Source organism: Stackebrandtia albiflava (assembly GCF_007994225.1).
Classification (GTDB): Bacteria; Actinomycetota; Actinomycetes; order Mycobacteriales; family Micromonosporaceae; genus Stackebrandtia; species Stackebrandtia albiflava.
The window spans coordinates 2,034,631-2,059,032 of sequence record NZ_VLLL01000005.1 but is presented as its reverse complement, the minus strand read 5'-3'; the positions used below and the strand labels follow the sequence as shown (position 1 = coordinate 2,059,032).

23 protein-coding genes, 1 tRNA gene and 1 pseudogene are annotated in these 24,402 nt (G+C 70.1%); 18 read left to right on the top strand and 7 right to left on the bottom strand.

Annotated features, from left to right (window positions below; genetic code table 11):
- Nucleotides 1-9 precede the first annotated feature (9 nt).
- The 8 genes from LX16_RS10535 (at nucleotide 10) to LX16_RS10500 (ending at nucleotide 8,154) form a co-directional block, all read left to right on the top strand.
- Nucleotides 10-1,734 carry a CTP synthase gene (locus LX16_RS10535; protein WP_147137446.1) on the top strand — a complete coding sequence of 575 codons (1,725 nt, stop codon included), beginning with the start codon at nucleotides 10-12 and terminating at the stop codon, nucleotides 1,732-1,734.
- On the top strand, nucleotides 1,734-2,303 hold the full coding sequence (locus tag LX16_RS10530) for an NUDIX domain-containing protein (protein ID WP_147136744.1): 570 nt from the start codon (nucleotides 1,734-1,736) through the stop codon (nucleotides 2,301-2,303). The genes LX16_RS10535 and LX16_RS10530 overlap by 1 nt, the downstream gene beginning before the upstream one ends.
- 238 nt (nucleotides 2,304-2,541) lie before the next feature.
- Nucleotides 2,542-3,657: an alanine dehydrogenase gene (gene ald, locus LX16_RS10525; RefSeq protein ID WP_147136741.1), complete on the top strand. Its 1,116-nt coding sequence runs from the start codon at nucleotides 2,542-2,544 to the stop codon at nucleotides 3,655-3,657.
- Entirely contained in the window at nucleotides 3,654-4,571 is a 918-nt protein-coding gene (locus LX16_RS10520; protein ID WP_147137443.1) for a tyrosine recombinase, read from the top strand. The genes ald and LX16_RS10520 overlap by 4 nt, the downstream gene beginning before the upstream one ends.
- A 242-nt stretch (nucleotides 4,572-4,813) precedes the next feature.
- Nucleotides 4,814-5,707 (top strand): ParA family protein, encoded by an 894-nt coding sequence (locus LX16_RS10515; protein ID WP_425304423.1) that lies wholly within the window; start codon nucleotides 4,814-4,816, stop codon nucleotides 5,705-5,707.
- 59 nt (nucleotides 5,708-5,766) lie between these two features.
- A complete protein-coding gene (locus LX16_RS10510) occupies nucleotides 5,767-6,654 on the top strand; it encodes a segregation and condensation protein A (protein WP_211354383.1) in 888 nt (295 codons plus the stop codon).
- Nucleotides 6,651-7,412 (top strand): SMC-Scp complex subunit ScpB, encoded by a 762-nt coding sequence (scpB, locus tag LX16_RS10505; protein WP_147136736.1) that lies wholly within the window; start codon nucleotides 6,651-6,653, stop codon nucleotides 7,410-7,412. Before LX16_RS10510 ends, scpB begins: the two co-directional genes overlap by 4 nt.
- Nucleotides 7,402-8,154, top strand: a complete 753-nt coding sequence (locus LX16_RS10500) for a pseudouridine synthase (protein WP_244615751.1) — start codon at nucleotides 7,402-7,404, stop codon at nucleotides 8,152-8,154. Before scpB ends, LX16_RS10500 begins: the two co-directional genes overlap by 11 nt.
- A 394-nt stretch (nucleotides 8,155-8,548) precedes the next feature.
- On the opposite strand, the gene LX16_RS10495 is transcribed toward LX16_RS10500, so the two are convergent.
- The 3 genes from LX16_RS10495 to LX16_RS10485 are packed head-to-tail and all read right to left on the bottom strand — an operon-like array spanning nucleotide 8,549 to nucleotide 11,518.
- Complete coding sequence (locus LX16_RS10495; RefSeq protein WP_147136733.1) at nucleotides 8,549-9,433, bottom strand: glycine betaine ABC transporter substrate-binding protein; 885 nt, start codon at nucleotides 9,431-9,433, stop codon at nucleotides 8,549-8,551.
- A 55-nt stretch (nucleotides 9,434-9,488) separates the two neighbouring features.
- On the bottom strand, nucleotides 9,489-10,406 hold the full coding sequence (locus tag LX16_RS10490; protein WP_147136730.1) for an ABC transporter permease: 918 nt from the start codon (nucleotides 10,404-10,406) through the stop codon (nucleotides 9,489-9,491).
- On the bottom strand, nucleotides 10,406-11,518 hold the full coding sequence (locus LX16_RS10485) for a quaternary amine ABC transporter ATP-binding protein (RefSeq protein ID WP_244615750.1): 1,113 nt from the start codon (nucleotides 11,516-11,518) through the stop codon (nucleotides 10,406-10,408). Before LX16_RS10485 ends, LX16_RS10490 begins: the two co-directional genes overlap by 1 nt.
- 630 nt (nucleotides 11,519-12,148) lie before the next feature.
- On the opposite strand from LX16_RS10485, the gene LX16_RS10480 reads away from it, so the two are divergent.
- From LX16_RS10480 to LX16_RS10450, 7 genes are all read left to right on the top strand, one after another.
- A complete protein-coding gene (locus LX16_RS10480; RefSeq protein ID WP_158645553.1) occupies nucleotides 12,149-12,949 on the top strand; it encodes an SDR family NAD(P)-dependent oxidoreductase in 801 nt (266 codons plus the stop codon).
- A gap of 96 nt (nucleotides 12,950-13,045) precedes the next feature.
- Nucleotides 13,046-13,729 carry a (d)CMP kinase gene (cmk, locus tag LX16_RS10475; RefSeq protein WP_147136723.1) on the top strand — a complete coding sequence of 228 codons (684 nt, stop codon included), beginning with the start codon at nucleotides 13,046-13,048 and terminating at the stop codon, nucleotides 13,727-13,729.
- Nucleotides 13,730-13,867: 138 nt separating this feature from the next.
- Nucleotides 13,868-15,253, top strand: a complete 1,386-nt coding sequence (der, locus tag LX16_RS10470) for a ribosome biogenesis GTPase Der (RefSeq protein WP_147136720.1) — start codon at nucleotides 13,868-13,870, stop codon at nucleotides 15,251-15,253.
- Nucleotides 15,254-15,325: 72 nt separating this feature from the next.
- Nucleotides 15,326-15,400 (top strand) — tRNA-Pro (locus tag LX16_RS10465).
- A 78-nt stretch (nucleotides 15,401-15,478) separates the two neighbouring features.
- Nucleotides 15,479-16,294: a group I intron-associated PD-(D/E)XK endonuclease gene (locus LX16_RS10460; RefSeq protein WP_147136716.1), complete on the top strand. Its 816-nt coding sequence runs from the start codon at nucleotides 15,479-15,481 to the stop codon at nucleotides 16,292-16,294.
- Between the two features lie 70 nt (nucleotides 16,295-16,364).
- The gene (locus LX16_RS10455; protein ID WP_147136713.1) at nucleotides 16,365-17,219 is read left to right on the top strand and encodes a hypothetical protein; all 855 of its coding nucleotides are present in this window, start codon (nucleotides 16,365-16,367) and stop codon (nucleotides 17,217-17,219) included.
- Nucleotides 17,212-17,988: an isocitrate lyase/PEP mutase family protein gene (locus tag LX16_RS10450; RefSeq protein WP_147136710.1), complete on the top strand. Its 777-nt coding sequence runs from the start codon at nucleotides 17,212-17,214 to the stop codon at nucleotides 17,986-17,988. Before LX16_RS10455 ends, LX16_RS10450 begins: the two co-directional genes overlap by 8 nt.
- A 76-nt stretch (nucleotides 17,989-18,064) precedes the next feature.
- Here LX16_RS10450 and LX16_RS10445 read toward each other — a convergent pair whose 3' ends face one another.
- The 4 genes from LX16_RS10445 to LX16_RS10430 are packed head-to-tail and all read right to left on the bottom strand — an operon-like array spanning nucleotide 18,065 to nucleotide 20,701.
- Nucleotides 18,065-18,661 (bottom strand): methylated-DNA--[protein]-cysteine S-methyltransferase, encoded by a 597-nt coding sequence (locus LX16_RS10445; RefSeq protein WP_147136707.1) that lies wholly within the window; start codon nucleotides 18,659-18,661, stop codon nucleotides 18,065-18,067.
- The gene (locus LX16_RS10440) at nucleotides 18,658-19,161 is read right to left on the bottom strand and encodes an RNA polymerase sigma factor (protein WP_147136704.1); all 504 of its coding nucleotides are present in this window, start codon (nucleotides 19,159-19,161) and stop codon (nucleotides 18,658-18,660) included. The genes LX16_RS10445 and LX16_RS10440 overlap by 4 nt, the downstream gene beginning before the upstream one ends.
- Before the next feature lie 50 nt (nucleotides 19,162-19,211).
- Nucleotides 19,212-19,892: a response regulator gene (locus tag LX16_RS10435; RefSeq protein WP_147136701.1), complete on the bottom strand. Its 681-nt coding sequence runs from the start codon at nucleotides 19,890-19,892 to the stop codon at nucleotides 19,212-19,214.
- Nucleotides 19,889-20,701: a sensor histidine kinase gene (locus LX16_RS10430; protein WP_147136698.1), complete on the bottom strand. Its 813-nt coding sequence runs from the start codon at nucleotides 20,699-20,701 to the stop codon at nucleotides 19,889-19,891. Before LX16_RS10430 ends, LX16_RS10435 begins: the two co-directional genes overlap by 4 nt.
- Nucleotides 20,702-20,848: 147 nt before the next feature.
- On the opposite strand from LX16_RS10430, the gene LX16_RS10425 reads away from it, so the two are divergent.
- The 3 genes and pseudogenes from LX16_RS10425 to LX16_RS27540 all read left to right on the top strand — a co-directional run.
- Nucleotides 20,849-21,544 (top strand): ABC transporter ATP-binding protein, encoded by a 696-nt coding sequence (locus LX16_RS10425; protein WP_211354446.1) that lies wholly within the window; start codon nucleotides 20,849-20,851, stop codon nucleotides 21,542-21,544.
- Nucleotides 21,541-23,877 (top strand): FtsX-like permease family protein, encoded by a 2,337-nt coding sequence (locus LX16_RS10420; protein WP_147136695.1) that lies wholly within the window; start codon nucleotides 21,541-21,543, stop codon nucleotides 23,875-23,877. The genes LX16_RS10425 and LX16_RS10420 overlap by 4 nt, the downstream gene beginning before the upstream one ends.
- 81 nt (nucleotides 23,878-23,958) lie before the next feature.
- Nucleotides 23,959-24,378, top strand: a pseudogene (locus LX16_RS27540) (GNAT family N-acetyltransferase); the annotation flags it as partial.
- Between the last annotated feature and the right edge of the window lie 24 nt (nucleotides 24,379-24,402).

Here is a 24,402-nt window from a genome sequence, read left to right as displayed (position 1 = left end):
CCACGGGAGATGGCATTGGCCAGTTCGGCTTCTTCTCAGACTCGCACCACCAAACACATCTTCGTCACCGGTGGTGTGACCTCGGCACTGGGTAAGGGGCTGACCGCCTCCAGCCTGGGCAGTCTGCTCACCGCGCGCGGCCTTCACGTCGTGATGCAGAAGATCGACCCTTATTTGAACGTCGATCCCGGCACCATGAATCCGTACGAGCACGGCGAGGTCTACGTCACCGACGACGGTGCCGAGACCGACCTCGACGTCGGCAACTACGAACGGTTCCTCGACCGGGGTCTGTCCCGCCGGTCGTGCATCACGACCGGGCAGATCTACTCCGACGTGATCGCCAAGGAACGCCGGGGCGAATACCTCGGCGACACCGTCCAGGTGATCCCGCACATCACCAACGAGATCAAGGCGCGTATCCGCGCGATGGCGGCGCCCGACACCGACGATGCGGCGGGCCGCATCCCCGACGTGGTCATCACCGAGGTGGGCGGCACCGTCGGCGACATCGAGTCGCTGCCGTTCCTGGAGGCGATCCGGCAGTTGCGTCACGACGTCGGCCGCGACAACTGCCTGTTCATCCACGTGTCGCTGGTGCCGTACCTGGCCGCCGGTGGTGAGCTCAAGACCAAGCCCACCCAGCACTCGGTGGCGGCGCTGCGCAACATCGGCATCCAGCCCGACGCGATCGTGTGCCGCAGCGACCGTGAGATCCCCGAACCGCTCAAGCGCAAGATCGCCCTGTTCTGCGACGTGGACACCGAGGCGGTCATCTCGGCGGCCGACTCGGCCAGCATCTACGACATCCCCAAGGTCATCCACGCGGAGGGCCTCGACGCGTACGTGGTGCGCCGCCTGGACCTGCCGTTCAAGGACGTCGACTGGACCGCCTGGGACGACCTGCTGGAACGGGTGCATCACCCCCGCGAGGAGGTGACGGTGGCGGTGGTCGGCAAGTACGTCGGCCTGCCCGACGCCTACCTGTCGGTGGTGGAGGCGGTGCGTGCCGCCGGGTTCGCCCACCACGCCAGCATCAAGATCCGCTGGATCGAGAGTTCCGACTGCGTCGACGCCGAGACCACGGCCGGGCTGTTGGCCGGGGTCGACGGGGTGATCATCCCCGGCGGGTTCGGATCCCGCGGCGTGGAGGGCAAGATCAACGCCATCCGGCACACCCGCCGGCACGGAGTGCCCACCCTGGGGCTGTGCCTGGGGCTGCACTGCATGACGATCGAGGTGCTGCGGGACCTTGCGGGACTGGCGGGCGCCAACTCCGAAGAGTTCGACGCCGAGTGCGAGCACCCGGTGATCTCCACGATGGCCGACCAGACCGACATCGTCGCCGGCAGGGGTGACATGGGCGGCACCATGCGGCTCGGCGCCTACACCGCGGTGCTGGAACCGGGTTCGATCGTGGCGGAGGCGTACGGTGAGACCACCGTCAGCGAACGGCACCGGCACCGTTACGAGGTGAACAACGCCTACCGTGACGAGCTGGCCAAGGCGGGCTTCACGATCTCGGGACTGTCGCCGGACGGCCGCCTGGTCGAGTTCCTGGAACTGGACCGGCAACTGCACCCGTTCTTCGTGTCCACTCAGGCGCACCCGGAACTGAAGTCGCGGCCGACCCGGCCGCACCCGTTGTTCGCGGCCTTCATCGGCGCGGCACTTCGTCATTCACTGACCGACCGCCTCGACTTCAGCGGCCGGCCCGAGACCACGGCGGTGTGATGTCCACACACGACTTCCCGGTTACCGCGTCGCGTACCGAGTACCGGGGGTTCCGTTTCGCCATCGACCGCGACACGGTGGTGATGCCCGACGGCAGCCGGGCCGACCGGATCTACATGCGTCACCCGGGTGCCGTGGCGGTGGTCGCCGTCGACGACGACCTCCGGGTCGCCCTGGTGTACCAGTACCGTCACCCGGTGCGGCAGCGGCTGTGGGAGATCCCGGCCGGTCTGCGTGACGTCCCGGGGGAGGACCCGGCGGTCACGGCGCGGCGCGAACTGGCCGAGGAGGTGGACCTGACGGCGCAGACGATGGAGCCGCTGATCGACGTCTTCCCGTCACCGGGTGCCATGGACGAGCGGATCCCCGTCTTCCTGGCGCGCGGGCTGTCGCCGGTGCCCGTGGCGGACCGGCACGTCCGGTCCCAGGAGGAGGCCGATCTGACCCTCCGGTGGTGGCCGCTGCCGGAGGCGGTGGCGGGCGTCATGGACGGCCGGATCCGCAACGGCGTCACCGCGGTGGCGGTCCTCGCCGCCGCCCAACGACTGGACATTCGTCACACCCTATGAATCAATGGTCACAGTCCGCGTTCGGCTTACTTATTTAGGCCCGTGGGGCTGCTTGACAAGGATTCAACGGGCATGTGATCCTGTCCCCGACATTGTTCGTCGACGTCGACGCGTCGGCGAACCCGTGCGGCCGGCGGTCCCGAACCCGCCGGCGGGTCCGATTCGGCGCGGGGCCGCCCGGGGAATCCCACAAGCGCTTAGCCTCAAGCCGGTGGCCATGACGAAAGGTAGCGGGACAGTGAAGGTTGGGATTCCTCGCGAGGTCAAGAACCACGAGTACCGGGTGGCCATAACCCCGGCCGGGGTTCACGAGTTCGTGCGGCACGGCCACGAGGTGGTCATCGAATCCGGTGCGGGGGAGGGTTCCTCCATCCCCGACGCCGACTACATCGCCGCGGGCGCCCACATGCTGGCCACCGCCGACGACGTGTGGGAACAGGCCGAACTCGTCCTCAAGGTCAAGGAGCCGATCGCCTCCGAGTACCACCGGATGCGCCCCGGCCAGACCCTGTTCACCTACCTGCACCTGGCGGCCTCCCGGGAGTGCACCGACGCCCTGCTGGAACGCCGGGTCACCGGCATCGCCTACGAGACGGTCGAGACCGCCGACGGCGCCCTCCCGCTGCTCGCGCCGATGAGCGAGGTCGCCGGCCGGCTCGCACCCCAGGCCGGCTCCTACCACCTGATGCGGTCCGGCGGCGGTCGCGGCGTCCTCATGGGCGGCGTCTCCGGCGTCCACGCCGCCCGCGTCGTCGTCATCGGCGCCGGTGTGTCCGGGATGAACGCCGCCGCCATCGCCCTGGGCATGCAGGCCGAGGTGATGCTGCTGGACAAGAACATCGACAAGCTGCGCGCCGCCGACCGCATCTACCAGGGCCACCTCCAGACCATCGCCTCCAACGCCTACGAGGTGGAGAAGGCCGTCCTCGACGCGGACCTGGTCATCGGCGCGGTCCTGGTGCCCGGCGCCAAGGCCCCCAAGATCGTCAGCAACGAGTTGGTGTCGCGGATGAAGCCCGGCAGCGTCCTGGTGGACATCTCCATCGACCAGGGCGGCTGCTTCGAGGACTCCCGGGCCACCACGCACGCCGACCCGGTCTACCAGGTGCACGACTCGATCTTCTACTGCGTGGCGAACATGCCCGGCGCGGTGCCGCACACCTCCACGTACGCCCTGACCAACGTGACGATGCCGTACGCGTTGGAACTGGCGAACCACGGTTGGCGGCAGGCCATGCACAAGGACCCGGCCCTGGCGTTGGGGCTCAACACCCACGACGGGCACCTCGTCTACGGGCCGGTCGCCGAGGCCCACGGCCTGCCCGCCGTCAAGCCCGAAGAGGTCCTGCACTGACGACGCCCACGGCGGCCCAGGTGGTCCGGGAGTTCCTGGACCACCTGGTCGTCGAGCGCGGCCACACCGCCAACACGATCGCCGGGTACCGCCGGGACCTGGACCGGTACCTTGCGCGGCTCGACTCCCTCGGAATCGACCGGTTGACGCGGGTGACGCCGCGACACGTCGCCGACCACCTCGCCGCCCTCGCCGCCGGTGACGAGGAACATCCGCCACTGGCGGCGCGCTCGGTCGCACGCGCCGGAAGCGCCGTGCGGGGACTCCACCGGTTCGCCCTCGCCGAGTCGCTGTGCGCCACCGACCCCACCGCCGACCAGCCGTTGCCGCGCGCGCCGCTGCGGCTGCCCAAGGCGATCGACGTGGACTCCGTCACCCGGCTCCTGGAGGCCGCCACCGTCACCCCCGGGCCGCGAGGACTGCGTGACGCGGTCCTACTGGAACTGCTCTACGGCACCGGCGCCCGGGTGTCGGAGGCCGTCACCGCCGACGTCGACGACGTCGACCTGGACGCCGCGGCGGTCACACTGCGCGGCAAGGGCGGCAAGACCCGGACGGTGCCACTGGGCGGCTACGCGCGCCGCGCCGTGGCCGCCTACCTCTCCACCGCCCGGCCCACCTTCACACCCCGGCACCCCCGGCTGCTGGTCAACTCCCGAGGCGGGCCGCTCACCCGGCAGGGCGCCCATCTCATCCTGCGCAAGACGGCCGAGGTGGCGGGACTCCCGTCCGGCATCGGTCCACACACACTGCGCCACTCCTTCGCCACCCACCTGCTCGACGGCGGCGCGGACGTCCGGGTGGTACAGGAACTGTTGGGGCACGCCGCAGTGAGCACCACACAGATCTACACACTTGTGACAGTCGATAGACTCAGAGAGGTGTACGCGAGTTCGCACCCCCGGGCGCGGTGACATAGCATGATCGTTCCGGGTGTCACCGATCCTCACGCGCGCCGATCTCTCACGCCGGGTACGACGCGGCGCGGCCGTCGTGCGCGCATCGGTAAAGTGGCGTACAGTCGCAGAGGCGGGCTTCAACGGTTTCGGCTTCCGCAGAACGGAATCGAGATCGGCGGCCGGGAAGGCAGAGTGGCGCCGGACTCATCGCAGGAGGGCGTTAGGTGAACAGTCCAGACAACGACAAGTGGGCGGCGTTGCGCGGTGCCGCCCAGCCGGCGTCCGAACTGGACGGCGACGCCGCATCCGCCGACCCGGAGGCGTACACCGGGCGCGGTGAGATTCCGCAGCCGCAACCGTTGGAACGGCACGGTCCCGCCCGGGTCGTGGCCATGGCCAACCAGAAGGGCGGCGTGGGCAAGACCACCACGACCATCAACCTGGGCGCCGCCCTCGCCGAGTACGGCCGCAAGGTCCTGCTGGTCGACTTCGACCCGCAGGGAGCCCTGTCGGTCGGCTTCGGCGTCAACCCCCACACGCTGGAACTGACGGTCTACAACCTCCTCATGCAGAGCGACGTCTCCATCGAGGACGTCATCGTCAAGACCAACGTCGCGGGCCTGCACGTACTGCCCGCCAACATCGACCTGTCGGCCGCGGAGATCCAACTGGTGAACGAGGTCGCGCGCGAACAGACCCTCGCCAGGCTGCTGCGACCGGTCATGAGCGAATACGACTTCATCATCATCGACTGCCAGCCCTCGCTCGGCCTGCTCACCGTGAACGCGCTCACCGCCGCCCACGGCGTCCTCGTCCCCCTCGAATGCGAGTTCTTCAGCCTGCGCGGTGTCGCCCTGCTCCTCGACACCGTCGACAAGGTACGGGAACGGCTCAACTTCGACCTCGAACTGGACGGCATCCTCGCCACCATGTACGACTCCCGCACCACCCACTCGCGGCAGGTGCTGCAGCGGGTCGTGGAGGCGTTCGGCGACCGGGTGTACCAGACGGTCATCACCCGCACCGTCCGGTTCCCCGAGACCACCGTGGCGGGCGAGCCGATCACCACGTGGGCGCCCGCGTCGTCGGGTGCCCGCGCCTACCGGCAGCTCGCCCGAGAGGTGATCGCGGCGCAAGACGACCGGCGCTGACCGGCCACGCGCGGAGCGCCGTTTCCGGCGCCCCCGCCACGGCCATTACGCTGGTCGGCGTGCACACGCCGGACAACCCGCCCCACGACGTCGCCGTCGCCGAACCCCCCGCCGACGAGCGCACCGGATTCCAGGTCACCCTGGACAACTTCACGGGGCCGTTCGACCTGCTGCTGCAGCTCATCAGCAAGCACAAACTCGACGTGACCGAGGTCTCGCTCCACCAGGTCACCGACGAGTTCATCTCATACACCAAGGCGCTGGGAGACGACTGGGACCTCGACGAGGCCAGCGAGTTCCTCCTCATCGCCGCCACCCTCCTCGACCTCAAGGCCGCCCGGCTGCTGCCCTCCGCCGAGGTCGAGGACGAGGAGGACCTGGCCCTCCTGGAGGCCCGCGACCTGCTGTTCGCCCGGCTCCTCCAGTACAAGGCGTTCAAGGAGGCCGCGGGCCACATCGACCGGCTCGGACAGGCCGCCTCCCTGCGACACCCCCGCACCTGCGGACTCGAACCCAGATACGCCGCCGCGCTGCCCGAACTGGTGCTGGCCGTCACACCCGAGCAGCTCGCGGCCCTCGCCGCGCAGGCACTGCGACCCAAACCACCACCCACCGTCGGCACCGACCACGTCCACATGGTGCGGGTCAGCGTCAGAGAACATGCGATCATTCTTCAGCGACGTCTACGCCGCATCGGCAGCGCGACGTTCCGTTCGCTGACCGCCGACTGCGAGAACACCCTGGAGATCGTCGCCCGGTTCCTGGCACTGCTGGAGCTGTACCGGGAGGGACTCGTCGGATTCGACCAGGTACAGGCACTGGGGGAACTCACCGTCAGGTGGATCGCCGGCGACCGGGCCGACGCCGTCGACGTCGACGAGTACGCCGGATCCGGGCAGGACACACCGGCACAGGACCGCCCGCACGCCGACCAGGAGGGGACATGACCGACAACGACTCCGCGACGACCCCCGTCGGCGGTGGCGGCCTCGCCGACGAACTCGCCGACTGGTCGCCACCGTGGCAACGCGGCGAACGATCCGACACACCACCCGACGAACCCGTCGAGGCGCACCCCGCGCCCCCACCGCCGCCCGACCCGGTGCGGGAACCCGAGGCCCCGGCGTCCCCTCCCGCGCCCGAGCCGCCGCTGCCCTACACCGAAGACCTCGCCGCGACCCTGGAGGCGATCCTGCTGGTGTGCGAGGAACCCGTCGGTGAGACCGTCCTCGCCCAGGTCCTCGGCCGCACCGAGACCGAGATCACCGACACGCTCCGACGGCTCGCCGCCGAGTACACCGGCGACGGCCGCGGCTTCGACCTGCGGCGGCAGGCCGGTGGATGGCGGTACTACACGCGCGAGGCGTACGCCGCCCACGTCGAACGGTTCGTCCTCGACGGCCAACAGGTCCGCCTCACCAAGGCGGCCCTGGAGACCCTCGCGGTCGTCGCCTACCGGCAACCCGTCACCCGTGGCCGCATCTCGGCCATCCGCGGCGTCAACTGCGACGGCGTGATCCGCACCCTCACCACCCGCGGGCTCATCGAGGAATGCGGATCCGACCCCGACTCCGGCGCCCACCTGTACCGCACCACCTCCATGTTCCTCGACAAACTCGGACTGAACTCGGTGGCGGAACTGCCGCCACTGGCACCGTTCCTGCCGAACGACATCACAGAAATCGGTGAAACAAGTGAAACCTGACAACCGCCGTCCCACCGAGACCGACGGGATACGACTCCAGAAGGTGATGGCGGGTGCCGGGGTCGGTTCCCGGCGCGTGTGCGAGGACCTCATCGCCGCCGGCAGGGTCACCGTCAACGGGCAGAAGGCCGTCCTCGGTCGCCGCGTGGACCCCGCCGTCGACGTCGTACACGTCGACGGGGAACGCATCATCACCGACGTGCGGCTCGTCCACTACGCCCTCAACAAGCCCCGAGGCGTCGTCTCCTCGATGGACGACGAACAGGGACGCCGCGGCCTGACGGAGTTCACCGCGGGCATCCCCGAACGGGTGTTCCACGTCGGGCGACTCGACCTGGACTCGGAGGGGCTGCTGCTGCTGACCAACGACGGCGAACTCGCACAGAAGTTGTCGCATCCCTCGCACGGCATCACCAAGACCTACCGCTGCCAGGTGACCGGGTTCGCCGGTCCCGCCATAGCCAGGCGACTCGCCTCCGGCGTCGTCCTCGAAGACGGCCCCGTCACCGTCGACGACTTCAAGGTCATCGACGAGTTCCACGACCAGGCCCTCGTCGAGGTCGTCGTCCACGAGGGCCGCAAACACCTCGTGCGGCGGCTACTCGCCGAGGTCGGCCTCCCCGTCAACCGCCTGGTACGCACCGCCATCGGCCAGGTCCGGCTGGGCAACCTGAAACCCGGCACCCTGCGGCGGCTGCGCCCGGACGAGATCGCGTCGCTCTACCGTGAAGCGGAGATGTAGCGCAGTCGCGAAGCGGAGATGTAGTACGGCCGCGAAGCGGAGATGTGGCGCAGTCGCGAGACGCGAGCTGTGACACGGCCGCGAAGGGTCGGTACGGATCGGCGCCGGCCGTGCCCGACGCCTCCCGTGACACCACCCGACACGACGACGGGGAGCCGGTCGCATCGACCGACTCCCCGCGCGACGTCTAAGAGGCTGTCTTCGACCCTGCTGTTCTGCTGCGCGTCGCCCGGTCGGCGCCTCGCGGCGTTGTCGAAGGCAGCGCCGCTGAAGAACCGGTGCGTACAACACCGGTACGCACGGACCTTCTGAAGCATTGCGTCCTCCGCCTTGCGAATGCACTCGACCGGACACCGCTCGCGACGAACGAGGACCGAAGACAGCCTCTGAGGCGTTACTTCAACGTGTCCACGAAGTCGGGGTTGGCCTCCAGCCACGCCTCGGCACCCGCGATGTGATCGTCCGGGTTCTGGTTGAGCACCAGCTCCTCCAGCTCACCGAGCTGCTGGTCGTCCATCTTGAACTTCGCCAGCATCGCGTTAACGTCCGCGAAGTCGGCCCCGAAGCCCTCACGGGCGAGGGTGGTGATCTCCTCGGCGGTGCCGAGCGTGCCCTCCGGGTCCTCGAGGTCCTTGAGGTCGTAGTTCGCGTACGCCCAGTGCGGGTGCCACAGCGTCACGACGATCGGCTCCTCGTTGGCGATCGCGGTGTCGAGTTCCTCCAGCATCGCCGGAGTGCTGGACGTCACCAGCTTCATGACGCCGTCCAGTCCGTAGGTCGGGATGACCTGCTCCTGCGTCGCCTTGGTCAGGCCGGCGCCCTCCTCGATGCCGATGATCTCGCCGCCGAAGGTGTCGGCGTTGTCGGCCAGATCGGCCAGCGAGTTCACGTCCTCCACATAAGAGGGCACCGCGATGCTCAGCGACGCGTTGTCGTACCAGACGCCCACCTGTTCCAGCGAGTCGCCGTACTTCTCGATGTAGCTCGCGTGCGTGGTCGGCAACCAGCCGTCCAGGAAGAAGTCGATGTCGCCGTTGGACAGGCCCTCGAAGATCAGGCCGGGTTCGAGCTCTTCCAGCTCGACCTCGTAGCCCTCGTCCTCCAGGATCACCTTCCACAGGTTGCTGGCGGCCACGGCCTCATCCCAGTTGATGTAGCCGATGGTCAGTTCCTTGCTGCCACCCGACTCGTCGCCGCCACCGCAGGCGGCCATCGTGCCCGCCAACATCAGCCCGGCCGCCGCGGCCGTCGTCGTGCGCAACAACTTCGAGAATCTCATGCGTACCTTCCGTTTCTTTCGATGCCGCCGTCGGCGGCGAGAGGGGGGAGAGAAGTCAGACCTTGGCCATGGCGCGTTGCGCGCGGGCCACCTTCGAGCGGGAACCGATCGCGTCCGACGTGCGATCGAGGAAGATCGCGATGATGACCACCGCGAGACCGGCGTTGAAACCACGCGCCAGGTCGACGTTGTTCAGGGCGCTCATGATCACCTTGCCGAGGCCGTCACCGCCGACCATTCCGGCGATGACCACCATCGACAGCGCCAACATGATCACCTGGTTGACGCCCGCCATGATGGTCGGCAGCGCCAAGGGCAACTTGATCCGGCCCAGGATCGTCGCCGGAGAGGCACCGAACGACTCGCCGGCCTCGACGACCTCCTTGTCGACCTGCCGCAGACCGAGTTCGGTGAGCCGCACCCCCGGCGGCATGCAGAACACCACCGTCGCCAGCACACCCGGCACCAGACCCACCCCGAAGAACGACACCGCCGGGATCAGGTAGACGAACGCCGGCATCGTCTGCATGAAGTCCAGGACCGGCCGCGCCACCGCCGCCACCCGGCGGTTCTCCGCCGCCAGGACACCTATCGGCACCGCCAACACCAGCGCGAACGTACTCGCCACCAGCACCAGCGCCAACGTCATCATGGTCTGTTCCCAGAACGGCGTCCACGCCACCACCAGCATGCACGCCAGCGTCGTCAACCCGAACCGCCAACCACGCAGCCACCACGCCAGCGCCGCGAACAACAGCACCATCCCCACCGAGGGCAGGAACGTCAGGACGTCCGTCAAACCCTCCACCAGCGACTCGATGCCGTCCGACAGCGACCGGAAGAAGTCCCGCATCGCGACCTTGCACCAGTCCACCGCCGACTCGAACCAGCCGCCGACCGGCATCGCCGGAATCCGGTCCCACAACGCCTCGTCGATCCAGTCGCCGACCGACTCCATGAACCCGTCACGCATCACGACGCCTTCACCTCCTGCACCGGGCGGGACGCGGCATCCGGCTCATCCGGCTCCCCACCGACCTGCCCCAGCGCGCTCAACAACGTCAACCGCGGGATCACCCCGACCAGTCGCCCCTCCGAATCGGTCACCTGCAGTGGAAGATCCGACTCCGAACACGGCGCGAACAGTTCCGCCACCGGAGTGTCCTCCATCACCACCGGGACGTCGTCGTCCACCGTGGAACGCTTCGGCGGATCCATCACCGACGCCGCCGTCAACACCCTCGTCCGGTCCACGTCGGCGATGAACTCCGCCACGTAGTCGTTGGCAGGGCGGGTCAGGATCTCCTCGGCCGTGCCGATCTGCACGATCCTGCCGTCCCGCATCACCGCGATGCGGTCGCCCAGACGCATCGCCTCGTTCAGGTCGTGGGTGATGAACACGATCGTCTTGTGCAGCCGCTTCTGAAGCGCCAGGAGCTGGTCCTGGATCTCCCGCCGGATCAACGGGTCCAGCGCCGAGAACGCCTCGTCCATCAGCATGATGTCGGTACCCGCGGCCAGTGCGCGGGCCAGACCGACCCGCTGCCGCATACCACCCGACAGCTCCGAGGGGAGCTTGTCCTCCCAACCCGTCAGCCCCACCATGCCGATCGCCTCGGTGGCGGCCTCACGGCATACCTCCGGCGACCTACCCGCGACCTCCAGGCCGAACGCGACGTTGTCGAAGACCGTGCGGTGCGGAAGCAGCGCGAAATGCTGGAAGACCATGCTGATCTTGTCCCGCCGCACCTGCCGCAACGCCTTGGCGGGCATCCCCGCCAGCTCGTCACCGTCGATGACGACGCTGCCCGCCGTCGGCTCCAGCAACCCGTTCAACATCCGGATCAACGTGGACTTGCCCGAACCCGACAGGCCCATCACCACGAAGACCTCGCCACGCCTGACCTCGAAGGACGCGTCGATGACGGCGGCCGTCACGTTCATGTGGGCGATCTCGTCCCGGTGCGCGCCCTCGGCCAACGGCCCGACCGCCCGCTCGGGACGCCGCCCGAAGACCTTGTAAACCGAATCCACCCGGATCGCCGGATGCCCCGGCTCGGTGGCTACCTCAGTGTTAATCGACAACGTCCTCAACTTCCTTCGAGGCCACCGACCGGTGGCGGGGTGATTGCCGGCGGTGCGGACCGATCACGGCGGGGGATGACTGACGCCTCCTCCGAGTGGTGAGGCTGCGCGGCGGCGCGGAGTGAACCGGGGAGGAGACCGCTAACCGGCGGCGCAGGGAGGCACCCGCTCGGCGACGGGGAACACCCGGGCCGCGCCCGCCCACGCCCGCCCACACGAGGGCAGGCTTCCGCCCCGGTGGGGCGGGCAGCGGTCGAATCGGCTCACGGGTTCCTACGGACGCTAGGGGACGGGGCTGGCGACCGGGACCGGCGACAAGGGGGGCACCGCCGGTGCGGTCGCGGACCCGACCGTAACTCGGATCCGAGCAGGTCAGGCCGGGAGGAGGGTGTCCTACGGTAGACAATATGACAACCGACAAGCCACGGGTCAACCGGTCTACCAGGAATGACACTGTGTGACCCCGCGCATCACGCCGGTGACCGTCCGGTGTCCCGGATCACCCCGCGAATCCACCGGCCACCCGACCACCCCCTCCCACGACCGACCGACCCGCCATCCACCACGCGACCCGGCCCGGCCCCACCCGGCGGTATCGTGACCACCACCCCCGCGAACGAAGAGGCGACAATGCGCATCACCGGAAGCACCGTCCTCATCACCGGCGCCTCCATGGGCATCGGCGCCGCCGTCGCCCGCGAGTTCGCCCGCCACGGCGCCACCACGCTCCTCGCCGCCCGAAGCGCCGAACGACTCCGGCGGCTCGCCGACCGCATCACCGCCGACGGCGGCACCGCTCACGCCATCCCCGCCGACGTCGGCACCCTCGACGGCGCCACCGCACTCGTCGCCACCGTCACCGAAGACCACGGCACCCCCGACATCCTCGTCAACAACGCCGGAGCCGGCCGGTTCACCCACCTCGACGACACCACCCCCGAGGAGTTCGCCCACATGGCGGCCGTCCCCTACCTCGCCGCCGGATACCTCACCACCGGCCTCCTACCGGCGATGGTCCGGCGCGGCAGCGGACGCGTCGTCAACGTCAACTCACCGGTGTCACGGGTCGTGTGGCCCGCCGCCGGCGGCTACGCCTCCGCGCGCTGGGCGCTGCGCGGCCTCACCGAGGGGCTCCGCGCCGACCTCGCCGGCACCGGCGTCGGAGTCACCGAGGTCGTCCCCGGCGAGGTGACCAGCGAATACTTCACCAACAACCCCGGCTCCGCCGAGAACCTGCCCGCCGTCTCCCGCATCCTGCCCCGACTCAGCCCCGAACAGGTCGCCCGCCGACTCGTCTACGCCGTCGCCGTCGAACGAGACGAAGTGATCTTCCCCGCCGCCCTGCGACTCCTCGCCGCCCAGGCCCGGCTCACACCACGACTCGTCGCACGCGTCGTCGCCGCAGGCCGCCCCCGTCGCCGCACCCCCTGAGCCGGGCGGCGCCCACCCCAACCCGACTCGTCGGCCGCTCACCGACACCAGGCATCATTGAGAGTGGCCACCACCGGAACGACGAGGAGACCAAGCGTGCCCAGCAGAACCGAGTTCGACGGAGTCATCGCCATCGACGGACCATCCGGGTCGGGCAAGTCCAGCGTCTCCCGCCGGCTCGCCACCGAACTCGGCGCCGCCTGCCTCGACACCGGCGCCATGTACCGGGCCGCCACACTCGCGGTACTGCGGTCCGCCGTCAGCCTCACCGACACCGCCACCATCATCAAGGTCGTCGAAGACACCGGCTTCGAGTTCGGCACCACCCCCGAGGACCGCTACACCCGCATCGAGGGCGAGAACGTCGACGACGCCATCCGCGGGCCCGAGGTCACCGCGCACGTGTCCGCCGTCTCCGGCATCCCCGAAGTACGCCGGCACCTCATCGCCGCGCAACGCGCCATCATCGCCGACGCCGCCCACGGCATCGTCGTCGAAGGCCGCGACATCGGCGAGGTCGTCGCACCCGACGCCGACCTCAAGATCTACCTCACCGCCGACCCCGCCGAACGCGCCAAGCGCCGCAGCGGCCAGAACGGCGCCGACCTCGCCGCCACCGCCGCCGACATCCACCGGCGCGACACCGCCGACGCCAAGACCACCCGGCCGCACGACGCCGCCCCCGGCGCCGTCGTCGTCGACACCACACACCTCGACCTCGACCAGGTGGTCACGGCACTCCACGAACTGCTGGCACACAAGACCACGGGCACCGCCTGAGGAAACGGGAGAACGACACCCCGGCCGGTGTGGCGGACGCCGCAACCGGGCATCCGATGCCGCCCGTCGGCGTTGGCACGACGACACGGCATCCACAGCCCCTCACACCGCACACCGCAGAAGACTCAGGAGCGCACAATGACCGATGACCAGGTCTGGACCGACACCGGACCCGACACCTCCGACCTCCCCGACGAGGCGGCCCCCGTCGTGGCCGTGGTGGGTCGGCCCAACGTCGGGAAATCCACCCTGGTCAACCGGCTCATCGGCCGCCGCCAGGCCGTCGTGGAGGACACCCCCGGCGTCACCCGCGACCGCATCCCCTACGACGCCGTCTGGAACGGGCGCCGCTTCACCGTCGTCGACACCGGAGGCTGGGAACCCGACGCCGAGGGCCGCGCCGCCGCGATCGCCGCCCAGGCCGAGATCGCCATCGCCACCGCCGACGTCATCATCCTCGTCATCGACGCCCAGGTCGGAGCCACCGACGCCGACGAGGCCGCCGTACGCATCCTCCACCGCAGTAAGAAGCCGGTCATCCTGGTTGCCAACAAGGTCGACGACGCCCGAAGCGAGGCCGACGCGGCGGCACTGTGGTCACTGGGACTCGGCGAGCCCCACCCCGTGTCCGCCCTGCACGGCCGCGGCTCGGGCGACCTGCTCGACGTCGTCCTCGACCGGATGCCGGAACTCCCCGAAGCCGACTACGCCACCGAGTCGGGTCCCCGCCGGGTCGCCCTGGTCGGGCGCCCCAACGTCGGCAAGTCCAGCCTGCTGAACCGGCTGGCCGGCGAGGACCGCGTCGTCGTCGACTCCGTCGCCGGAACCACCGTCGACCCCGTCGACAGCCTCATCGAGCTCGACTCCGACACCTGGCGCTTCGTCGACACCGCGGGGCTGCGGAAACGGGTCAAACAGGCGTCGGGCACCGAGTTCTACGCCTCGCTGCGCACCCAGTCCGCCGTGGAGGCCGCCGAGGTCGCCGTCGTGCTCCTCGACGCCTCCGAACCCATCAGCGAACAGGACCAACGCGTCCTCTCCCAGGTCGTCGAGGCCGGCCGGGCACTCGTCATCGCCTTCAACAAGTGGGACCTCGTCGACGAGGACCGCCGGTACTACCTCGACAGGGAGATCGACCGGGAACTCGCCCGGATCACGTGGGCGCCGAGGGTCAACATCTCCGCCTCCACCGGCCGGGCGGTCGCCAAACTCGCCCCGGCGCTGCGCACCGCGCTCGCCGGGTGGGAACAGCGGATCCCCACCGGTGAACTCAACCAGTGGATATCCGGACTCATCGCCGCCCGGCCGCACCCCATCCGGGGAGGCAAGGCGCCCAAGGTGCTCTTCATGACCCAGGCGGGGATCCGGCCGCCGAAGTTCGTCCTGTTCACCTCCGGGCGCCTCGACCCCCAGTACGTGCGGTTCATCGAACGCAGGCTGCGCGAGGACTTCGGGTTCACGGGCTCGCCGATCGCCATCACCGTCAAGGCGCGTGAGAAGCGCGGCAAGCCGGCACGCAAGTGACCCGGGGGCGCGGTGGCGCGCCACGACGCCTGCGCTAGAGTAGTCCCGTCCTCGTCTGAAACCGAGGACACTCGGGTTGTGGCCTAGCTTGGCTAAGGCGCCACACTGGGGGTGTGGAGATCGTGGGTTCGAATCCCGCCAACCCGACTCTGACGGACATTCCGGTACCGGAATGTCCGTTTTTGTCGTCACGTTCCTGTCGCACCCTTCGGTTACGTTCCGTGGATGACTCGAATGCGAAGGGTGTCGTGGTCTGACGCGGACCTGGTCGCCGCCGTCGCGGCGGCCCGATCGTGGTCGGCCGTGCTGCGACATCTCAAACTCACGCCGAACTCACGAGGCAGCATGCGAGCGGCGCAACGACGTGCCGGTGAACTCGGGCTGCAGACCGCGCACTTCACCGGGCGCCGCCGGTGGACGGACGCGGTCCTACGCGACGTGGTTCCGAAGGCCCGCAGCTGGAACGAACTGTTCGACATGCTCGGCCTCGAATCGCGGTCCGCCAACTCCCGCGTGGCGGTGAAGGCCAACGCCCACAGGCTGGGCTTGTCGCTGGCTCATCTGAACCCTCCTGATCGTCTGCCGACCGTACCCCTGCTCGCCATACCTACCGACCTGAACCAACTGCGAAAGGCGGCGCCGTCGATCGCGATGGCGTGGTTCCTGCTCCGTGGGCAGCCCGTCTCGGTCCCCGTCGAGCCGGTCGGTTACGACTTCGTGGCGGCGACCTCCGAGGGCTTCAAGACGGTCCAGGTCAAGACCTGTGTACGGATCGACGAATCCACCGGTGGTTATCTCGTGGCGATCGCGCCACGGCGGAACCATGGAGCCGACCGGGGACGACTCGTGCCCTACGACCCCGATGAAGTGGATCTGTTGTTCATCGTCGACGGTGGCGGCGGAATGTACCTGATCCCGATGACCGTGGTGGCGGGCAGGACGTCGTTGAGTCTCAACGCGTACGCCGACTACCGTTGCGGCGGCGCAGCCTCGCTGCTGCGGACGGTCGACGCCGGTGCCGCCTCCGGCGCGCCGGGTTGACGTCGTCCGTCGGGTGCGGCCACCGGATGTTTCGGCGCCGGCCGAAGTGTTCCGGCCCTACGGTGTCGGCATGACCTCCGTTTCTCATGTCGTCACGGGACCCGATGCGGTCGACGTCCTCACCGGATCGTCCTTCGTTCCGCCGCCCGCCGAGCCGGGGCCCGTCGGCGGACTCCGCTGGCTGCGGCACTCGGTGGCGCGCTTCTCGCACGGCGCCGATCACGCCCGTAGACGCGAGGCCGCGGTGCGGCTCCTGGCGCCGCTGGACCTCGACGTGTTGCGGGCGCGGGCACGTGAGGAGACCCGCGACCGGTTGACCGTGGGTGTCCCCTGTGATGTCATGTCGCGGATCGCCCGGGACGTGCCGGTCACCGTCCTCGGTGAGGCGATCGGCCTGGCCCGCCCGGATGTGGCGGCGGTCCGGGCGGTGGCGGCCCACTACCTCGCCGGTACCGCCGACGCCGCGGCGGATGCCGGGGTGGCGGCCTTGGTCGCCGCCTTCGGCGGTGTCGCCGACGAGTCCACCGCCGCCGCGATCGGGGTGCTGGCGCAGGCGTGTGAGGCGACGGCGGGGTTGATCGGTGTCGCGGTGGCGGGTGGACCTTCGGATGTGAGGCCCGCGGACGTGGTGGCGGAGGTGTTGCGGGCCCGTCAGCCGGTGCGGTCGACGGTCAGGCGGGTGTCGGTGCCGGTCCGCGCCGGTGGTGTCGGGTTGGCCGCGGGTGATGTGGTCGGCGTGGATCTGACGGGTCTGCCGTTCGGTGCGGGCGCGCACGGGTGTCCGGGGGCGGCGCACGCCGTGGCGTTGGCGGTGGGTGTCTGTGAGGCGTTGGAGGAGCGGGCGTGGCGGGTCGTGGACGTGGGGTTTGCCTCCGGCGGTGACGGCCGAGTGCCGGTGCGGTGTGAGGTGGTCTGCGATGCGTGACTTCCATGCGCTTCATCACGGTGCCGTGCCGTTGCTGCTGCCGAACGCCTGGGATTTCGCGTCCGCGGCGGTACTGGTGGAGGCGCGGTTCGAGGCGGTCGGGACGACGAGTCTGGGGGTGGCGGCCGCCGCCGGCGTTCCCGACGGTGCGGGGGTGACGCGGGAGCACACGGTGGCCTTGGCGCGGTCGCTGGTGAGGCTTCCGGTGCCGGTGACCGTCGACGTCGAGGGTGGTTTCGGCGAGGACGCGGAGGAGGTGGCGGACTTCGTGGCGTATCTGGCGGGCCTTGGTGTGGCGGGGGTGAACATCGAGGACGGTCGGCCCGGTGGTGTGTTGGTGGAGGCGGAGCGGCATGCGGCCGTGGTGTCGGCGGTGAAGCGTCGCAGCCCGGATCTGTTCGTCAACGCCCGCACGGACGGGTTCTGGTGTGGTGTGGAGGATCCGTTGGAGTCCGGGTTGGAGCGGGCGGCGCGTTACGTGCGGGCGGGGGCGGACGGTGTGTTCGTGCCCGGGGCGGTGACCGCCGCGGATGTCGCGGCGTTGGTGGCGGGTGTGGCGGCGCCGTTGAACGTGTTGTTCTCGCCGGAGGGGCCGGACGTGGCGGAGTTGACGGGTCTGGGGGTGGCGAGGGTGAGTACCGGGTCGTTGTTGTTCAGGTCGGCGTTGCGGGCGGTGGTCGGCACCGCGACGGCGGTCCGCGACGGGGGCGCGGTGGTGGGGGCGCCGGGTTACGGGGAGGTGCAGGATCTGGTGGCGGGTTTGGGGTGACGGGGCGCCGCCTCGTGTGGTGCGGGGCGTCGCCCGCCGCCGGGTTGGTCTCGATGTCGCCTGCGGCCCGGGGTGGTCACGCGGCCTTCTCCAGTCGGAGGAGGGTGGCCTTGGCGTCGGTTCCTCCGACGTAGCCGCCGGTGGTGCCGTCGGCGCGCAGTACGCGGTGGCAGGGCACGACGATGGGCAGCGGGTTGGTGGCGCACGCCGTCCCGACCGCCCGTACGGCCCGGGGGTTTCCGGCGAGCGCGGCGACCTGTGAGTAGGAGCGGGTCTGTCCGTAACCGATTCGGGGCAGGATCCGGTGGACGGTGCCTCGGAATCCGGTTGAGAGCCGGTGGTCCAGCGGCAGGTCGAATTCGCGGCGTTCGCCGCGGAAGTACTCGTGGAGTTGGGTCGCCGCGGTCCGCAGGCGGGTGTCGTCGGCGAGGATGCGGGGGCCGAGGTGTGTGGCGAGGTCTTGGAGGATCCGGTCCACTCCTTCGCTTTCGAAGGCGACGCGGACGAGTCCGGTGTCGGTGGCGGCGAGCAGTAGCCGTCCGATCGGGCTGTCGACGAGGTGGTACGTGACGTCGAGGAGGCCTTCGGCGTCGGCGGTGCGGGCGAGCCGGTGGTGGAGGCGGGTGAGCGTGTCGGTGTCGACGGGGAAGAGCGCGGTGTCGTCGTGGTTCATCGGGACGGTCCTTTCGGTGTGTCGTCGTGGGGCAGGGTGCGTCGGAGTGTTCTGAGGCCGTCGGCGGCGGCGCGTCTGACCGCGTCGGGTGTGCCGCCGATGATGCCGGCGGTCTCGGTGTGGGGTAGGCCGCCGAGGTAGTGGTAGGCGAGGGCGAGGCGTTGTCGTTCGGGGAGTGCGGCGACCGCGGCCCACACGTCGCGGTCGTGGTGTTGGGGGTCGTCGGTGTCGGAGGGGGTCTCGGGTATCCGGTCGGTGGGTACGGCCTGTCGTGCCCGGGTCCGGATGACGTCGACGGCCTTGCGTCGTGCGACCCGTACCAGCCACGCCTCGATGTGGGTGTCGGGGGCGAGGTCGGGCCAGGCGCGTAGCGCCGCCAGGAACGTCTCGGACCAGGCGTCTTCGGCGTCCTGTCCCGGGCCGAGTACGGCGCGGCACACTCGCAGCACCGTCGTGCCGTGCCTGTGGACGGCGTGTGCGAATGGTGTCGTGTCGTTCATCGCCCTGTAGTCGCCCGGCGGGGTGGGAACGTGAGGTCGGGTGGCCGTCGTCACCGGTCGCCCGGTGATACGAGGCCGGTCTCGTAGGCGACGACGACGGCCTGTGCCCGGTCGCGGAGGCCGAGTTTGGTGAAGATGCGCGCGACGTGTGTCTTGACGGTGGCCTCGCTGAGGACGAGTAGTCCGGCGAGTTCGGTGTTGGACAGTCCTCTGCCGAGTAGGCCGAGGACTTCGAGTTCGCGTGGTGTCAACGCGGCGAGGTCGCGGTGGACGGCGTGTGGTTCGCCGGGGATCCGGTCGGCGGCGGCGAACCTCTCGACGAGGCGGCGGGTGATGGACGGTGCCAGTAGGGCGTCGCCGGTGTCGACGAGTCGGACGGCGGCGACGAGGTGGTCGGAGGTGACGTCCTTGAGGAGGAAGCCGCTGGCTCCGGCCGCCAGTGCCGCGTACACGTACCGGTCGAGGTCGAAGGTGGTCAGGATGACGACGCGGCAGTCGGGTACGGCGGCGAGTGTGCGGCGGGTGGCCTCCAGGCCGTCGAGGTGGGGCATCCGGATGTCCATGAGGACGACGTCGGGGCGTAGCCGGGTCGCGGCCTCGACGGCCTGGAGGCCGTCGGCGGCCTCTCCGGCGACGGTGATGCCCCGGGAGGTGAGGATCATCCGGAATCCGGTCCTGACCAGTTCCTGGTCGTCGGCGATGAGCACTCGGGGTGCGGGGTGTGTCGTCATGGTCGTCGCAGTGGTATCCGGGCGCGGACGCGGAATCCGCCGCCGAGTCGTCGCCGGGCGTCGAACACTCCACCGTAGACGGATACTCGTTCGTGGAGGCCCGTCAGTCCTCGGCCGGTGGTGGTGCCCGGTGTGGCGGGGTCGCCGTTGAGGACGCTGGGTCCGGTGGTGAGGACTTCGACGCGCAGGTGGTGCCGGGTGTACTTGATCGCGACCTCCGCCTCGCCTCCGGTGCCGTGCTTGAGGGCGTTGGTGAGGGCCTCCTGCACGATGCGGTATCCGGTGACGTCGATTCCGGTGGGGAGTGGGTGGGGTTCGCCGCTGATGCGGACCTCGACCGGTAGTCCCGCGAAGGCGATCCGGTCGACGAGCCGGCCGAGCTGGTCGAGGCCGGGCTGTGGAGCGAGGGGCGGGTCGTCGTCTTCGCCGTTCTGGTCGGGGGCCAGTACACCGAGCAGGTGACGTAGTTCGGTCATGGTGTCACGTCCTGCGGTCTCCACGGCGGTGAGTGCGCCGGCGGCTTCTCGCGGCATCGTGTCGAGGACCTCTCTCGCGGCGTTGGCCTGGACGACCATGAGGCTGACGTTGTGGCTGACGATGTCGTGGAGTTCGCGGGCTATCCGGGCGCGTTCGGCGTCGACGGCGACGCGGGTGGTGTGCTGGTGTTCGCGTTCGAGCAGCCAGCGTTGCCGTTCGAGGGCGCGTCGGTGCAGGCGCCGGGTGTGGGCCAGTGCGATCGCCAGGACGAGGGTGGCGGCGACGGCCGCCGCCAGGGCGGCCGGGAGCCAGCCGGTATCGGATCGCCACACCGGTCAACTGTGGCAGACGGTCCGGGCCGGGCGCATCGTTCCGTGGGTGGTCGTGAGTACATCCGGGGGATGACCCGGCCCGGAAGTGGGATCGCCGGGGTGATGTACCGGGTGGCGGTGCGGCTTAGCGTCGGGGGCGTGATGGAGATGAATGAGGCCCCGCCCGTGGTGAGGGTGGACGGCCTGCGCAAGGAGTACGGCGACACGGTGGCGTTGGACGGCGTGTCCCTGCGGATCCACCAGGGTGAGGCCGTCGCGGTGATGGGTCCGTCGGGTTGCGGCAAGTCGACGCTGTTGAACCTGATCGCGGGTCTGGATCGTCCGTCGGCGGGTTCGGTGGTGGTGCACGGGGAGGACCTAGGTGCGATGAACGAGAGACGGCGGGCGTTGTTCCGGCGGCGGCGGATCGGGATGGTCTTCCAGTTCTTCAACCTGTTGGACGACCTTCCCGCGCTCGACAACGTCGCGTTGGCGGCGCAGTTGGCGGGGGAGCCGGCGTCGCAGGCGAGGCGGCGCGCCCGGGAGCTGCTGGACGAGCTCGGTATCGCCGACCGTGCCGACGTGTACCCGTCGGTGTTGAGCGGTGGTGAGCGGCAGCGGGTGGCGGTGGCACGGGCGTTGATGAACCGTCCGGCGTTGCTGTTGGCCGACGAGCCGACCGGGGCGTTGGACAGTCGGGCCGGGGAGCAGGTGATGGATCTGCTGTTGGACCTCAACCAGATCGGTCAGACCCTTCTGCTGGTGACTCACGACAGGGGGTTGGCGACGCGGTGCGCGGGCAGGCTGGTGGAGATGTCCGACGGCCGGATCGTCTCCGAGCGAGGGCTGGAGGCGGCGGCGTGACCGCGACGTGGCGGGTGGCGAGGGCGGCGGTCGGTCGCCGCCGGATGCAGACGGTGATCATCGGCGTGGTGGTGTTCCTGTCGAGCGCGACCCTGGTGGTGGCGTTGGCGTTGGTCAGTGCCGCGTCGGGGCCGTTCGCGCGGGCCTTCGAACAGCAGCGTGGCGCGCACGCGGTGGTGACGTTCGATCTGGCCGCCGCGTCGGTGGACGAGGTGGCGGCCACGGCTGACGCGAGCGGTGTGACGGCCGCGGCGGGGCCGTTCGGTGTGACGGTCGTGCGGGTACCGTACGGAGTGGACATACCGGGCATGATGGGCGGCCCGTTGACGGTGGCGGGCAGGGCGTCCCCCGGTGGGGACGTGGACCGGCTCGACCTGTGGAAGGGCAGGTGGCCGCAGCGGCCGGGTGAGATCGTGTTGAACCGGCCGCCGTCGTACGACCGGGAGGACTTCCACCCGGAGGGTGTGTCCTTCGAGGGGCCGGACGGTGCGGCCTTGACGATCGTGGGTTACGCCCACAGCCTGAGCCGGTCTGCGGACGCCTGGGCGACTCCGGAGCAGGTGTCGCGGTGGCGGCCGACGGCCGCGCAGATGCTGTTCCGCTTCTCGGCGCACGACACCGCGGCACAGGTCGCCCAGGGTGTGGCGTCGGCGACGGCCGGCCCGGCGGAGGACGCCGTGGCGGCGACGCAGTCCTATCTGGTGGTGAAGGAGTCGGTGTCGGCGGGACCGGGCCGCTACGTGGTGTTCCTGACCGCGTTCGGGATCCTGGGCCTGGTGGTGGCGGTGCTCATGGTGGCCAACGTGGTGGGCGGCGCCGTGGTGTCGGGGATGCGGCACATCGGCGTGTTGAAGTCGCTGGGATTCACGCCCTCGCAGGTGATGTGGGTCTATCTCCTGATGGTGACGATCCCGGCGGTCGCCGGGACGGTACCGGGCACGGTGCTGGGCGACGTCGGGGCGCAACTGCTGCTGTCGGAGTCGTTCCGGGCGTCGGGTCTGGGCGTGGTGTCGGCGGACCGGTGGGTGGACGTTGCGGTGCTCCTGGGGGTGCCGTCCTTGGTCGCCGCCGTGGCGGCGGTTCCGGCGTCGCGGGCGCGGCGGCTTTCGGCCACCGAGACGATCAGTGCCGGCGCGCTCCCCCGTGACGGCCGGGCGGCGCGGGCGCAACGGTGGCTGGCCGGTCGCCGGCTGCCGCGCGCGATGAGCCTGGGACTGGGGTTGTCGCTGGCGCGGCCGGGGAGGACCGGCCTGACGCTGGCGGCGATCGTGCTGGGGATCACCACGGCGTCCCTGGCGACGGGACTGGTCGTGACGGTCGTGAACCACGGAGAGGTGTCGGCCAGGTCGGAGGCGGTGCAGGTGCGGGTCCTTCCGGGTGACCCGGAGGTGGGTGAGGTCGCGCCGTCGCAGAACGGTGAGGGCTCGCGGGAGCTGCTCGGTGGACTGCCCGGTGTGGTCGAGGTCGTGGCGAACCTGTACGTGCCGGTGACCGTCGTCGGGATGAACGGCGGGATCGACGCCGAGTTCCTTCGCGGCGACTCGACCGTGATGGGTTACCCGGAGCAGCTGGTGGAGGGGGAGTGGTTCACCGCGCCGGGCGACGTCGTGGTGACGTCCCGCCTGGCACGTGAGCGCGGGATCGCCGTGGGCGACCGCTTCGTGGTCGCGGTGGAAGACTCCCGCACCGAGGTACGGGTGGTCGGCATGATCATGGGCGGTGACCACGCCGTCCTGTACGGCGACGTGTCGACCCTGGCCCGGCTGGGACCGGTCGACGTGGACCTCGACCGCCGGGTGCAGTACGAGGTGCGGTTGGCGCCGGACACGGACCCCGCCGCGTACGCCGCCGCCGTGACGGCGGCCGACCCCGGCCTGATCCCGAGGGTGGAGGGCGGCCCGAGTTCCTACACCGTCACCATTGCGGGACTGTCGACGACCGTGACGGTGTTGTTGGGGACGGTGGCGGCCCTCGGCGTCTTCCACACCGTCGTGTTGAACGCGCGGGAACGCCGCCGCGACATCGGCGTGCTGAAGTCGATCGGGATGACGCCGCGCCAGGTGACGACCATGATGGTGACCTCGATGGCGTGGCTGGGCGTGGTCGGCGGGGTGGTCGGCATCGGGCTGGGGGTGGCGGTTCACGCGGTGGTGGTGCCGGTCGCGGCCGAGGCGGCGGCGTTGGACGTTCCGGTGTCGCTACTGCGGGTGTGGGACGCGCCGATGTTGGTCCTGCCCGCGGTGGCCGGTGTGCTGATCGCCGCGGCGGGTGCGTACCTGCCGGCGCGGGCCGCGGCGCGGGCACCGATCGCCACCGCCCTGCGTACCGAATGACGGCCGGGGGCGGGTCGGTGCGGCGGTCACAACCGCGCCGACCGGCCCCCCGGGCGGGGTCGCCGCATGTGACAGTGGCTTATGCGTTTCGACCGGGAGACTCCCTTGATTCTTCGGCCGTGGCGTCGTGGTGACGTGGCGGCGGTCAGGCAGGCGTTCGCGACGCCGGACATGGCGCAGCAGGCGGCGGAACCGATCGTCGACGACGCCAGCGCCAACCGGTGGCTGGACTGGGCGTGCGGCCTGGTGTCCCGTGACAGTGGTTTCGCCTTCGCGATCACCGCCGCCGACGACGTCCCGGTGGGGAACATCGCGGTCACCGGTATCGACCGGCACGATTGCGGCTGGGTGTCGTACTGGCTGGCGTCGCGGGCGCGGGGCTGTGGCGTGGTCGCCGATTCGTTGGCGGCGCTGGTCCCGTGGGTTCACGACGTGGCGGGGGTTCACCGCCTGGAGTTGGGGCATCGCGTGAACAATCCGGCGTCGGGTGGGGTCGCGGCGCGGGCGGGGTTCTTCTCCGAGGGC